A 12,891-nucleotide genomic window follows, 5' to 3' on the forward strand; every position below is an offset into this window, starting at 1 on the left:
GTCCCCAGGCCGCGTGTCGATAGTCCAGTCATGGGGGTCATCTTGTGGGGTGGCAACATCGTTGGTTCGTGACAGTGGCACTAGCGATCACCGGTGTGCTGGTCGCCGTTGTAGTTCTGTTCGTTGTGCCGCCTGAACTGGGTCGTTCTGCCGATGGGCGGGCGGATTGCTCAGTCAGAGAAGAAAATAGTCGAGAGTCTTGTCGTCGGAGTCCAAGATCTCGTCGTCCGAGACGCCGAGAACGCGAGCCAGATCGATCGAACCTGCGAGAGCAGTGCCGATATCGGGTGAGAACGCCCGCTCGAGCAGGTCCAGGTACGTGGTCAACGCGGCATTGAGCTCATCGATCAACTCTTGGTGTTCGGCTGTGAGCTGTGCCCGGAGGGTGCGCTGTTCTTCGAGGTACTGCGCGATGATCGCGGCTTCTCGCGTAGACAGCGATTCCTTGGCGGTCCGGTACATCAGCATTCCGACGGTATTGCCGATCACTGTACCGACGACCGGCACGGGGACGATTGCTTGCCCGATGAGCGACGACACCGCGCTGACGGAGGCTTCCAGCGCCACAGTCTCGGCGTTCTCGATGAACTCGACCTCGGAGATCTCGCCGCACCGGAATCTATTCGCTTGCTCCGCGATGCCGAACCCGGCTGTGACGACTGCGTTGGCGACCGCAGCGGGGCTGGCGGTGAAGTTCGTGAGTACGTAGACGCTCAGGCCGCGAACTCCGCCTGTCGCAAAGCCGACACCGGTCTGCTCTGAGATCTCTGCCCAATCGTCGGCGGCGAAGTCCGATAGTTTCGTTCCCGCTCGGCGTTTGGCGAGGACCGCCGTGATGAATGCCGCGGAGCCCTCGACTGCTGCAGCTGCTCCGGTCGCCTTCGCCGCTTCAGCGATGGACGGCCTGCTCGCCATGTGGGCGGCGTCCCGGCGCGTCTGATAAGTCCTGCGCACCGAGGCTTCTTCGGCTTGCAGCGTTTCACGGTATGTGCCCTGTTGGACTTCACGGTAATCCAGGTGCGCGGGTTCAAGAGATTCAAAGGGGACTGCGCCGTTGGCGAAAAATTCTTGGACACGTTTCCAATCACGGAACGACGGACCCTCTGCAGAACGAGACAGTGCGCTCGCGTCCTGCTCGGACATTCGAAGCAACCCGCGGATCGTTTCGTAATGGTCTTTCGGTATCTGGTATCGATTGCCATTCGCGATGTAGTCGGGGTATCGGGCGAAGTGCTCGGCAACCGCGCCCAACCCGAACCTACCGCCGGCCGCATAGAACTTCTGCTGGATGCCGACGCCGGATCTCAGAAGGTCGATCGGGCCGTTGTCGTCGACCCACTCGTAGCGGGCTTCCTGGCCGACGATCAGGTCCCGTGCATTGCCGATGCCGACCTCGGCAACCTCCGCGATGAAGCCATGCATGCCCTTGGTGCCGCCGCGGTTGCTTGCGACGACCTTGTTGATTTCGAGAAGGGCGTCGTTAATACTGCCGACCGCTGCGGCGAGGTGCACGTCCTGCTGTCGAAAAGTCCGAATGAGCCTGTCTAGCCGTGCCTGGTTCAGATAGTCGATCCACGCGGCGACTGCTTGCTCCTGACCAGTCTTCGCGGTGGAATTCGCCGTCGCCGCCTGGTCACTCATTGGCGTCGTCGAGGGCGACTCGTCGGCTCAGCTGTGCCGCGCAGGACTTGGTGTTGTTGACCAGCGCCGCGAGCTGCCTCTGCTGGGAGGTCTCTAGGTCGGTGAAGTCGGTGCCGAACATCACGAGCGCCGTCGAGTAACTGATCGACAATGATTCGCGCAGGCCAACTGTGCGGTCGAGAAGATTCCCCAGCTGGGCGTCCAAACGCTGCACGGTGGCGGTGTTCCTCTGTATCCCCAAGATGGCCTCCTGCCTCGCTTCCCGATTCTCGAACTTCTTCTTCGTGAACAACGCGATCGATGTCAAGAGTGTGGCACCCGCCACCGTCCAACCGATCGGCCCGGCCAGCGCAAGCAGTGTGGTTCCCGCGGCGGTGCCCCCGCCGCCCGCGGAGATCGCACCGCCGCCGAGCCAGGCCAGCGCAGCTTTCGATGCGACAGCTCCAGACAGTGAGGAGATGGCAGTTCCGGTGGACGCGGTGCCAAAGGTCGTTGCAATCCACATCGCCGCCGAGGGGGGCGACGCTCGCAATCGCCACGCCGGCACTCACTCCGGCACCGGCACCGGCAGCCGAAGCTCGCGCGGCTTCCAGATCTTTGCGGGCGAACTCCTCTGCGTCGACGAAATTCGCTCGGTGAACCTGGATCTCGTCGAAATCAGTGGAGAAGGACTTCGGGGTGTTCGCAATACTGTTGATGAGCACTTCAACGAATCCGATCAGATCGGAAGACCGCTCGCGCTGTCGTAGCAGGGCGAGGCCCTCGTCGCTCATCTGAGTGAAGGCTGCGTTGTACTCGGCGATTGCTTCCATGTAGGGGTCCGGCTTGTCCGCGGTGAGCTTGTCGACGGTGTCGCTCGCGAGTTCCTTGGTGGAGTCGAACATGACTTCGGTCTGGGCGGCGACCAGTGTGGACTTCTCTCGAGCGAACCGGCCGAAACTGCTGGCGGCCTGAGTGAATCGATCTTTGGCCTTGTCCGGGGTGCTCGGTTCAGTCACTGGATTTCCTTACGAAGCGCGCGTGGTCCTATTGGACACCCGGAATACTAGTCGTTGGCTCTGACAAGTCCGGCAACCGCGGCGCGCACCCACGGATGTCACTTCCGCAGCGTCGCTGCCCGTCGGAGGCGCGGCTACGGCTTGGACGGAGCCACCCGAACGGGTGAAATGGGCGCAGCAAATGAGAGATCGGATGGCTGAAAACGAATGGCCCGGCATCATCGACACTCACGTGTTGGGGCCGGAGTACCTGGCGAGCGCTGACCGGTTTGCCGATACCGCGAAGGTTGGGAACTGGGACGAAGTCTTCAGAATCTTAGATTCGGAGGGCCAGCTGACACCGAACCAGTGGCGGATCAACGGAGACTCCTGGTGTGCTCCGCTGCATCAGGCGGCGTGGCATGGTGCGCCGGTGGAGGTCGTTGTGCAGCTCATCCGGCGCGGAGCATGGCGGTCCCTCCGGAACGCAGCCGGGGATCGTCCGGTCGACATCGCGAGGAAGCATGGCCACGATCATCTCCTCGCGGCATTGGATGTACCTGAGATAGGGGACACCGAACAGCGAAAGCATGCCCGCCTGGGATCGACATCTGGCTGACCTGATCGCAGATCGGACCCAGCGACTCAAACCAGTGCGGTTCCGGCCAGTGGCCAGCGAAGTCATCGCCGTGGAGCCGCTCCCGAGCATGCGGTTCGCGTATCCGGGAATGTACGGCGGGTTCAACATGTCGATCGAAGTGGATGGACTGATCGTCAGCAGTTGGAGCCGTGTGGTCGGAGGCTCCGGTCAGCGGCATGCCATCACCGAGAGAGGATGTGAACTCGTCGAGGAAGGCTTCGTCTAGGCCGTAGCGTCCGCGGGCCGTGTTTCGATAGTCCAGTCATGGGGGTCATCTCGTGGGGGCGACAGCATCGGTGGTTCGTGACGGCGACACTGGCGATCATCGGAGTGTTGGTCGCCGTCGTCGTGCTGGACGACGGACCGCAGCCACGCGGTTCTCGCGCGTCCGACAGTGCAGGCGATTGGACTCGTCCGCCCGCGGAGTTGTTCGCCGGCCCCGGACGGCTCGTCGCTGCGTCCGACTCGCGGTGGATGCTCGCGGCCGGCACGGGAACCACCTACCGGTACTCCATCAAAGACGCGTCCGGCCGAACCGTCGGCACCGACTTCGACGGTAATTTCGACGCCTGCGCGCGCACTCGGTCGGGGGTGCTCGGATGCCAGATCGGGGGAGGGTTCTACGCGGTCGACCTGGAATCGGCAGCTCGAGTCCACCTGACGGACGTGCCTGCGTCTCAGGGCGGCATCGGGCCGACCGCTCTCGCCGACGGGTGGGTAGTCGGACAGTACGGCGACCAACGCGTCGTCTCCGCGAACGGCGACGAGAAGTGGCGCGTTCCAGCCGACGAGAACGTCGTCGACGACCTGACGAGTCCGCGTGAGAAGGTGGCTCCGCTCGTCGTCACATATCTACCGTCGACGAATCATCGGCGAGTCCGTGACGCGGACTCGGGCGAGGTCGTGGCCGACTGTGAATGCGCAGTCACATTGCTCGCCGCCGGATTCGCGACGGAGCGGTCAAATGGAGTCACCACCGTTCACGCGGCAGACGGCAGCACTGTGGAGACGCTCAGCGCCGGAGTCCGAGTGATCGGCGGTGGTCCGGAGACGTTGTTCGCGGAACCCTTCGGGCAGGTTGATGCCGGGCCATCGCGCTATCGAGTCCGCACGGACGGCGGCCGTGTCGTCTGGGAGGGCGATTCGACCAACGGACCTCCCCGGGTGTGCGGAGACTGGTTGCTGACACCGGACGGCGTGGTGTCGACGAGCACCGGTGCACGGTTGTCGGGCGCAGCTCAGAGCTCCTACGACTGCCTCGGGTCCGGCACCGACTGGGTCGCACTGCCTGACGTCGTGCTCGCATCTGACGGGCGGAGTTGGCGTCCTGTGAACGGACTGCTCGATCTTGTCGACGGAATGCTCGTCAACACCGTCTCGAACACCAGTGGCGGTGCGCGTGCGGTCGTCGTGTACTCGCCGACCGAACCCGCCGCTCCGGCGATTCCAGAGTGGACTCCGAAACCGGACTTCACCGCACACTTGACCTTCACATTTGCTTCGGCGGGGGCGTCGAATGAACGCACGCAGATCACTCGGGTCCGGTACTCCGCCACCGACGGTCGGTGGACGGGCGGCGCCGACGGGGTGACACAGGTGGGAAAGTCGAGCGTGCGCAGGCCGGCACAGGAGACGTTCATCCTCTCCGAGAGCGGCGACGTCATCGGCACTACTGGAGGCGGCGCGGCGACAGGCCCGCCGTGCGGTCCGTTCGTCGTCACGTTGGACGACACTGCCAGGGTCGTCGTCGCTCGAAACGACGGACGCCCGGTCGATGTCGGCGCTCAACTCGACCCGAACCACGTGGTCGCGGCGGGTGCGACGTGCGTCGGCTACTCCGATCGTTACCTGGCGTTCGCGCTCACCGGGACGACAGGCATCACCCTGCTTCCGCTCGTCGGCGACGTCCGGCCGCTCGTGCTGCCGGGCGCCACCGGCTTCGCATCGGGACGGCCGTTCGCCGTGACCGAGCAGCCTTCGACGATCACCGTGTACCCCGAGATCCCCTGACGGGCGTCACACGTCAGAACTGACTGGCCGCACCCGCTTCGGCCTGTGCCTGCGTGAAGCCCTCATAGACGAGCTGATCGATGAGGCCCTGCTGCGAGAACGGGCTGATCCCCATGTACTCAGCGGCCTTCTTCTTCGCTTGGGTGGTCCAATTCGGACTGACGTAGTCGACGGCGTAGGCGGCGTCGGACGTGCTGAAGCCCTCGTACTCGAGCTGATCGATCAGTCCCTGCCGTGAGAACGCGGAGATGTCGAGGTATTCGCAGGCCTTGCCGACCGCGTTGCTCTGCGACGTGGTCAATCCGCCACGTGCCGTGGTGGTCTCGTCGACGGGTTCCGTGGTCCGGGTCGCCTGCGGTGTCTTATCGGCGGTGGTGGTCGGCGAGACAGCGACGGTGGAGGTTTCGGTCTCCGTTTCCGTGACCGTCGCGGTGACGGTGCTTACCGACGGTGGAGCGGCGGACGTGTCGTCGCCCGAGCCGCATCCGGCGACGAGGATCATCACGGACGCAACGCCGAGCACGGCGGCGAATCGGACGTTCATCACCTGATCGTCCCCGCGGCGGACGGACCTGATGCGGAGTACTCCCCGAATACGTCCGACCGGCCTACAGTGACGCAGGATGCGGACGTCTCGCAGTGGTCCTGATTTCTCCGTAGCCTGCGAGTGTGCGCTCGCCGATTCCGGATTACCTCGCCGAAGCCCTCCGATCCGTGGAGGCCGACCAGTCGGGCGCCACGGCCGACTACATCCCGGAGTTGGCGAACGCCGACCCGGACCGTCTGGCGGTCGCGTTCTGCACCGAAGACGGGCGGCGGTATTCGCAGGGCGACGGCGACGCGTCGTTCAGCATTCAGTCGATCTCCAAACCGTTCGTGTACGCGTTGGCGCTGGCCGACCGCGGGTTCGACGAGGTCCTCGACAAAGTCGGTGTCGAGCCGAGCGGCGACGCGTTCAACGAGATGTCGTTGGAGCCGATCACCGGCAGGCCGCTGAATCCGATGATCAACGCGGGTGCGATCACCGCGCACACACTTGCCGGTCCGCGGGGCGCCGCGCCGCATGACCGGTTCGATCGGATCGTCGACGGTCTGAGCGCCTTCGCCGGCCGGCGACTCGAAATGGACGAAGCTGTTTTCGAGTCGGAGATCCGGACCGCGTACCGAAACCGGGCCCTCGCGAACATGCTGCGCGCCAACGACATCATCGATGAGGACCCGCTGGTCGCGGTGACCGGATACACCCGACAGTGCTCGCTCGCGGTCACCGTCGACGACCTCGCGTTGATGGCGGCGACGCTCGCCAATCGAGGCGTGAACCCGGTGACCGGGGCGCCGGTGGTGCCGCCGGCCGTGGTGCGCCAGACGCTCAGTGTGATGGCGACGTGTGGGATGTACGACGCGGCGGGCGACTGGATGACACGGGTCGGAATACCGGCGAAGAGCGGCGTCGCGGGCGGGTTGATCGGCGCACTGCCGGGACAGGCGGGCATCGCCACCTTCTCCCCGCGGCTGGACCGGCACGGCAACAGCGTGCGCGGAGTTGAACTGTTCCGCCGGTTCACCTCCGACATGGGCATGCACCTCATGGATGTGCCGCCGGCAGGCCCGTCGGTGGTCCGTGGGCGCCGAGTGTTCGGCAAGGGCTCACATGCCGTCGTCGTCGTGTCACTCCAGGGCGACATCCGGTTCGCCGGCGCCGAACGAATCCTCCGTGAATTCGAGGACGACCCGCCCGCGCAGAAACGGGTCGCGATCAGCCTGCTACGAGTCAGCACGGTCGGCGACGTGGGGCGACGCATGCTTCTGGAAGCGATACGGCGACTCACCCTGGACGGCCACGACGTCTATCTGATCGACCCGGACCGAGTGCTTCCCGATCCGGACCCCGGTGACGGCGGGCGCGTGACGGTCGTCGGGCGCCGGGAGGATCTCGTTCCGCGCGAGACCATCGACTGAGCTCATCGAAAGACTTCGTATATCGGCTATCAGAATCCTGATGCTCCGGTTTGGCGGCCACTCTGTTGCTCGGCTACTCACAGAGGTGTCGACACAGGGTCGGCCAGGATCGGGGTACTGAAGATGACGCACGCAGCCTCTGTCGCCGATGTGATCACGGTCAACGTCGCGGTCGGTCATTGCCTCGCGGCCACGCCTCTGACCGCAGACGACGAGATGGCGGTCAGGAGGGTGGCGTCAGGGGAACTGGCGCTCGCCGAGGAGATGGCACGCGCCGCTCGTGACGTGCACGGGCACGCGTACGAACGCCGCACCACCGCGCTGCGGATGACCGAGATCGAACGCGATCCATGGGTGTACGCGGGTCCGTTCGATCTTGCACATCTGGAGCGAGTGCACCGCCAGGTGTTCCTCGACTGCGCTCAGCGGGCGGACCTTCTGAGCACCGCGGACGTGTCGTCGCTCGACATGCTGAGATCGGTCCTCGACCACATGGCACACGAACGTCCAGCGCTGCCGTCCTGCGATGCGGTCTGCGACCTCGCTGCCGAACATTGGGCGAACCTCGCCTACGCGAGTGGCACAGTCGGAGGCGATCGCCGAGTGGAGCGAGCATTCGTCCAGCTGTACCTGCGTCAAGCGGGATGGGACCTCGACTGGTCCCGCGTTGATCTCGGCGATGTGTCAGCGGCCCGACGAGTCGCGATCTGCGACGACCAGGACAGGTACTGCGACTACCGCTGGCTCTCCGCCGCGCTTCGGCCGGGCATGGTGCGCTTCGGTCAGGCCGTCGCATCGACTCCTCTGGCACTCGACGACATGTGCGAGCGCGCCATCGAGGGATTCCGTCGGATGTCGGCGGCCAAGCGCAGAGGAATCGATCCACGGGCGTACCTCGTCGGCTCGGACCAGACCGAACTGTGACGGCGGGTATGGGCTCGAGCCCCGACAGGCGGTTGCCGCTCGACTATCTCCGCACGGTGGTCGCGGTGTACCGCACCGGGTCGTTCAGCGCGGCATCGCGCCGGCTGCGCATCTCCCAACCGACGGTCACCAACCACGTCCGCCTGGTGGAGGAGCATTTCGGGCAGCCTTTGTTTGTCCGAACGGCGGCCGGAGTGTCACCGACGCCGACCGGGCACGAGATCGTCGTGCAGACCGTGCATCACATCGACAGCGTGGAGCGGGTGATTCGAGGGTCCGGGGCGGGCGACCCGTCGGGTCGGCCCGTCACGCTCGGCGGCCCTCCCGAGTACGTCGCGCTTCACGTCCTGCCCGCGCTGTCGAGGATTCGTGTTGGACTTCCCCGGATAGATGTCGCGCTCGGTGAGTCGGCAGATCTCATGTCGAGGCTGGAGGCGGGGGAACTCGACCTCGTGATCACAACCGTCCGACCGAGGGGTGCCGACATCACTTCGTGGCCGCTGGCTGACGAGGAGTTCTGGCTGGTGGGCGCTCCCGAATTCGGACTGGCCAGGGCTCCGTTCTCGCGGATCGACGCCGCACCGCTCATCGCGTACAACCGGGAGCTGGCGATCATCCGGCGCTACTGGAACGCCGTCTTCGAGTCGGAACCGCGGTTCGACCCGGTCATGACGATTCCCGACTTGACGTCGATTCGTGCAGCTGCCGTGGCCGGGTTGGGGATCACCGTCCTGCCGAGCTACCTCGTCGCCGATGACGTGAACGCTGGACGGTTGGTGCGGATCGACGAGGTGGCAGAACCGCCGATCAACACGATCTTCCTCGCGGCATCGAGTGCACTCCTAGCTGCGCGTCCGCGGGTGGCGATGCTGGCACAGATGCTGGCGAATGAAGTGAAGTCGTCCTGGGAGGCCGAGTGAGTCGCGACGTGGCGGTGCCCGAAGAGGTCGTGGACTTGCTGCTGGCCACGTTCTGGTCGTGGGAGGCCGAGACATCGGTCCGTCGTTCGAGGTTCAGGGCGAGGTCGCCCCTGCAGGCGGCGGGCGACCCGCTCGGTGAGTTCGCCCGTGCGGGCTTCTTCAATGCGGGAGACCCGGCAGGCGTGATCCTCGCCTGGTTGTGGCGGACGGACCCCACTGCAGCGGTCGTTGCGATCGAGGGATATCACCGCGCCCTCGCGGATGCTTCACATCACGAGTCGCCGTCGCATGCAGATGTCCTCGCCGCGCTTGAGATGGCCATGCCCTGGGACTTCGGGCAAGCCGAGGCGCAGGAGTTGCGCAGGGCCGCCAAGAACTGCCGAACGTCGGGTATGTGAAGACTGATCGACCTATCCTTGCGCGATGACGATCCTCGAGTTCACGTCCGGCGACGAGTGGGAGGCGTGGCTCGACGACAACCACAGCACGGCGCCCGACGCCTGGCTGCGGATCAGGAAGGCCCGCTCGACGCTCCCCGGCATCACGATCGCCGACGCGCTCGACGGCGCCCTCTGCTTCGGTTGGATCGACGGACAGCGCAAGTCGCACGACGACGACGCGTTCCTGCAGCGCTACTCGCCGAGACGGCCGACCAGTTCATGGTCGAAGATCAACGTCGACAAGTTCGACGCGCTCGCTTCCGCAGGCCGAGTGCGGCCCGCGGGATACGCGGAGGCGGCCAGAGCGAAGGCCGACGGTCGGTGGGACGCCGCCTATCAATCCCAGCGGACTGCCGAGGCACCCGTGGATCTTGTTGCTGCGCTTGCCGCGGACCCGCACGCGCTCGCCGCGTTCGACCGGCTCGGTCGGTCGGACCGCTACACGATCATCCTTCAGATCCTGAAGGCACGGACTCCCGATCGTCGGGCCGCTCTCATCGCCAAAGCGGTCGCCGACTTGCGAGCGTGAATCAGCCCAGCATGTCCTTGACCAGCGGGATCACCTGGTCGCCGTACAACTCGATGGAACGGCGCTGGACGCTGTGCGGGACCGGCTGGTCGTACTTAAGATCAAATCGGTCGACCTTCAACACCGAGAGTGTGCGGGCGATCTTCGTCGCGACGGTCTCCGGGGAACCCAGGTACAACGAGCCGTCGACGATCTCGCTCTCGAAGTCCGACGGCGTCGGCGGGGGCCAACCGCGCTCGCGTCCCATCGTGGTGCGCGTCGCGAACCAGCCGTCGTAGGCGAGCTCGCGAGCCTGGTCGTCGGTGTCGGCGACCAGGCCCGGCGAGTGCACGGCGACCTTTGCCCGCGGCGTGCCGTACTGGTCCTGCGCGCGGTCGAACAGATCGATGTAGGCGGCGAAGCGATCGGGAGGTCCGCCGATGATCGCCAGGAACAGGTTGAACCCGTACTGCGCGGTCCGCACCACCGACTCTGGAGTCCCGCCGACGCCGACCCAGGTCGGGATGCCGTTCGCGGTCGTCGGGTACACGCGTTGGTCGGTCAGTGCCGTCCGCGTGGTGCCCTCCCAGGTGACGGGCTTCTCCCGCAGAAGACGTGACAGCAGGTCGAGCTTCTCGTCGAACAGGACGTCGTAGTCGGCGAGGTCGTAGCCGAACAACGGGAACGATTCGATGAACGACCCGCGTCCGGCGACGATCTCGGCACGACCGTTCGAGACGGCGTCCAATGTCGCGAACCGCTCGAACACTCGGACCGGGTCGTCGGAGCTGAGCACGGTGACCGCAGACCCCAGGCGGATGCGCGAGGTGCGAGCCGCGATCGCGGCCAGGACCATCTCGGGGCTCGACACCGCGAAATCGGGTCGGTGGTGCTCGCCGACCCCGAAGAAGTCGAGGCCCGCCTGATCGGCGACGACACCGTCCTCGACGAGGTCGCGGATCACGGTGGGGTGATCAACGGGTCGGCCGTCGTCGTCGATCGTCACTCCACCGAACGTGTCGAGCCCGAACTCGATGCTCACGCCGCGGTCAATCGGAAGATGCGGAGTTCGCGGTCCGTGCGCCCGAGGTACGTCTGGTAGACGGCCATCGATTCGATGAAACCGGCCAAGACCCGCTCGCGGTCTGCACCGTCGATGAGGGTCGCCGTCACGGGGATCTCGTCGCCGATGATCACCGACGCCGGTCCGCCGGCAAGGAGGTTGTACGTCCATGCGGGATGCCGGTCGCCGCCGAAGTTCGACCCGATGACGAAGATGTCCGGATCCTCGCGGTAGTAGAGGAGCGGCTGGACCCGCCGCGCACCGGACTTCGCGCCCGTCGTCGCCAGCAGCAGCGTCGGTGCGCCGATTGGCCCGAGTGCGGTGAACCGGCCTCGGGTCTTGCCGAGCACCCAACGGTCGAGCGGGGCCAGCGCCTTGATCGTCGCCGACCCGGCGGCCGTTGACGCGAACTTCACCATCGGAGCTCGCAGGACACTGCTCTCGGCGCCCCACCGGACGTCGGGGAACGGTTGCGGAGATGTCATCTGCTCAGCGTATGCGCTTAAACCGCACGGCAACAGGAGCAGGCTGCACCCACCAGTTCCGCGTCGACCACGGGTGTTGTGGTCCGGACCGGGCGCGGTCGGCCGGTCGGCCAGACGATCACCGCGGCGACGGCCCCGATCGCGGCTAACGCGGCGAGAATCGGCCAGGCGATCTCGAGGCCTGCCGACACGCCGATCCACCCGGCGATCGGGTACGCGAGCAACCACGCCGCATGCGACAGGGAGAACTGTGCGGCGAACCCGGTGGGGATGGCGTCGGCATCGACCACGCGGCGGATCACCCGACCGGTGGGAGTGACGATCGCCGCCATGCCTGCGCCGATCGCTGACCAGAGAATGGCGATGAGCGGGGTGGACGCCGTGCCGGTCACTGCCGCGGCGGCCGCAACCGCGGTGGCGACGACGAGCACGGCGGCACCGGTCATCATCACCGGGCGTTCGGAGTCGAGCCGATCGAGGATCCTCGGCAAGACGAGTGCGACCGTGAGTGTGCCCAATCCTGACGCCGCGAGCATCCACGCAACGCCGGCCTGGTCGCCGCCGAGTCGGTCGCGAACGAGGTTCACGGTGTTCACGACCACGATCGAGCCTGCCGACGCGACCACCAGGTTCAACGCCATGACGCCGCGGAGCTCACGGGTGCGGGTGAAGGTGCGGACGCCCGCGACGATCTTCTCGAGGGCGCCGGACGACGCGGTGGGTCGTGCGTTCGGCACGGTCGCGGCCCGGACGAGCAGCGCAGAGACACCGAACCCGACGGCGGTGCCCACGAACAGGGTGTTGAACGACATGAACGTGAGGGCGACGGCTGCGAGGACCGGGCTGAGCAGGCTCTCCATCGTGTAGGCGGCCTGGGACGCCGAGAGCGCGCGGGTGAAGTCGGCCTCGTCGGTGACGACGTCGGGGATCACCGCTTGGAACGTCGGAGTGAACGCAGCCGACGCCGCCTGCAGGAGCGCCACCAGCACGTACACCTGCCACACCTGAGTGACGAACGGCAACGCCACGACGACCGCCATCCGGATCACGTCGAGCGTGACGAGGAAGACGCGGCGGGGGAGGCGGTCCACGTAGGCCGCGGCGATCGGCGCGATCACGACGTACAGGACCATCTTGATGGTCAGCGCAGTGGCCAGAACAGCCGCTGCATCGGACCCCGCGAGGTCGTACGCCAGGAGCCCGAGGGCGACGGTCGCGAGCCCGGTGCCGAACAGCGCGATCACTTGCGCGCCGAACAGCCGCCGGTAGTCGCGAATCGCGAACAGTGCCATGACGTGGGCCTTTCGAGTCTCTAGTGCTGGGG

The 12,891-nt window shown here is 65.9% G+C and carries 15 protein-coding genes; 9 read left to right on the forward strand and 6 right to left on the reverse strand.

The window, feature by feature from the left end; translation table 11 throughout:
* Positions 1-174: 174 nt before the first annotated feature.
* Complete coding sequence (locus tag WFK36_RS03190; protein ID WP_336789594.1) at positions 175-1,641, reverse strand: hypothetical protein; 1,467 nt, start codon at positions 1,639-1,641, stop codon at positions 175-177.
* On the reverse strand, positions 1,634-1,855 hold the full coding sequence (locus WFK36_RS03195; RefSeq protein ID WP_336789596.1) for a hypothetical protein: 222 nt from the start codon (positions 1,853-1,855) through the stop codon (positions 1,634-1,636). The genes WFK36_RS03190 and WFK36_RS03195 overlap by 8 nt, the downstream gene beginning before the upstream one ends.
* 1 nt (position 1,856) lies before the next feature.
* Here WFK36_RS03195 and WFK36_RS03200 point away from each other — a divergent pair, with 1 nt between their 5' ends.
* From WFK36_RS03200 to WFK36_RS03215, 4 genes are all read left to right on the forward strand, one after another.
* Positions 1,857-2,390: a hypothetical protein gene (locus WFK36_RS03200; protein ID WP_336789598.1), complete on the forward strand. Its 534-nt coding sequence runs from the start codon at positions 1,857-1,859 to the stop codon at positions 2,388-2,390.
* A gap of 442 nt (positions 2,391-2,832) precedes the next feature.
* Positions 2,833-3,237 (forward strand): ankyrin repeat domain-containing protein, encoded by a 405-nt coding sequence (locus tag WFK36_RS03205; RefSeq protein ID WP_336789600.1) that lies wholly within the window; start codon positions 2,833-2,835, stop codon positions 3,235-3,237.
* A 49-nt stretch (positions 3,238-3,286) separates the two neighbouring features.
* Complete coding sequence (locus tag WFK36_RS03210; RefSeq protein ID WP_336789602.1) at positions 3,287-3,484, forward strand: hypothetical protein; 198 nt, start codon at positions 3,287-3,289, stop codon at positions 3,482-3,484.
* 38 nt (positions 3,485-3,522) lie between these two features.
* Positions 3,523-5,268 (forward strand): hypothetical protein, encoded by a 1,746-nt coding sequence (locus WFK36_RS03215; protein ID WP_336789604.1) that lies wholly within the window; start codon positions 3,523-3,525, stop codon positions 5,266-5,268.
* A gap of 13 nt (positions 5,269-5,281) precedes the next feature.
* On the opposite strand, the gene WFK36_RS03220 is transcribed toward WFK36_RS03215, so the two are convergent.
* Positions 5,282-5,812, reverse strand: coding sequence for an Ltp family lipoprotein (locus WFK36_RS03220; RefSeq protein ID WP_336789606.1), 531 nt, complete (start codon positions 5,810-5,812; stop codon positions 5,282-5,284).
* A 125-nt stretch (positions 5,813-5,937) separates the two neighbouring features.
* Between WFK36_RS03220 and WFK36_RS03225 the strand changes: the two genes are divergently transcribed.
* The 5 genes from WFK36_RS03225 (at position 5,938) to WFK36_RS03245 (ending at position 10,040) form a co-directional block, all read left to right on the forward strand.
* Positions 5,938-7,227, forward strand: a complete 1,290-nt coding sequence (locus WFK36_RS03225; protein WP_336789608.1) for a glutaminase — start codon at positions 5,938-5,940, stop codon at positions 7,225-7,227.
* 123 nt (positions 7,228-7,350) lie between these two features.
* The gene (locus tag WFK36_RS03230) at positions 7,351-8,151 is read left to right on the forward strand and encodes a hypothetical protein (protein ID WP_336789610.1); all 801 of its coding nucleotides are present in this window, start codon (positions 7,351-7,353) and stop codon (positions 8,149-8,151) included.
* A gap of 8 nt (positions 8,152-8,159) precedes the next feature.
* The gene (locus WFK36_RS03235; RefSeq protein WP_336789612.1) at positions 8,160-9,071 is read left to right on the forward strand and encodes a LysR family transcriptional regulator; all 912 of its coding nucleotides are present in this window, start codon (positions 8,160-8,162) and stop codon (positions 9,069-9,071) included.
* A complete protein-coding gene (locus WFK36_RS03240; protein WP_008375754.1) occupies positions 9,068-9,469 on the forward strand; it encodes a hypothetical protein in 402 nt (133 codons plus the stop codon). Before WFK36_RS03235 ends, WFK36_RS03240 begins: the two co-directional genes overlap by 4 nt.
* A 25-nt stretch (positions 9,470-9,494) precedes the next feature.
* Positions 9,495-10,040 (forward strand): YdeI/OmpD-associated family protein, encoded by a 546-nt coding sequence (locus WFK36_RS03245; protein ID WP_336789615.1) that lies wholly within the window; start codon positions 9,495-9,497, stop codon positions 10,038-10,040.
* 1 nt (position 10,041) lies between these two features.
* Here the strand turns inward: WFK36_RS03245 and WFK36_RS03250 are convergent, their stop codons facing one another.
* Genes WFK36_RS03250 through WFK36_RS03260 form a run of 3 tightly spaced genes read right to left on the reverse strand, consistent with a single transcriptional unit; the run spans position 10,042 to position 12,859 of the window.
* Positions 10,042-11,061 carry an LLM class flavin-dependent oxidoreductase gene (locus WFK36_RS03250; RefSeq protein WP_336789617.1) on the reverse strand — a complete coding sequence of 340 codons (1,020 nt, stop codon included), beginning with the start codon at positions 11,059-11,061 and terminating at the stop codon, positions 10,042-10,044.
* A complete protein-coding gene (locus tag WFK36_RS03255; protein WP_008375751.1) occupies positions 11,058-11,567 on the reverse strand; it encodes a nitroreductase family deazaflavin-dependent oxidoreductase in 510 nt (169 codons plus the stop codon). The genes WFK36_RS03250 and WFK36_RS03255 overlap by 4 nt, the downstream gene beginning before the upstream one ends.
* Positions 11,568-11,584: 17 nt before the next feature.
* On the reverse strand, positions 11,585-12,859 hold the full coding sequence (locus WFK36_RS03260; RefSeq protein WP_336789619.1) for an MFS transporter: 1,275 nt from the start codon (positions 12,857-12,859) through the stop codon (positions 11,585-11,587).
* Positions 12,860-12,891: the final 32 nt, after the last annotated feature.

Source organism: Gordonia malaquae (genome assembly GCF_037148075.1).
Lineage (GTDB): Bacteria > Actinomycetota > Actinomycetes > Mycobacteriales > Mycobacteriaceae > Gordonia > Gordonia malaquae.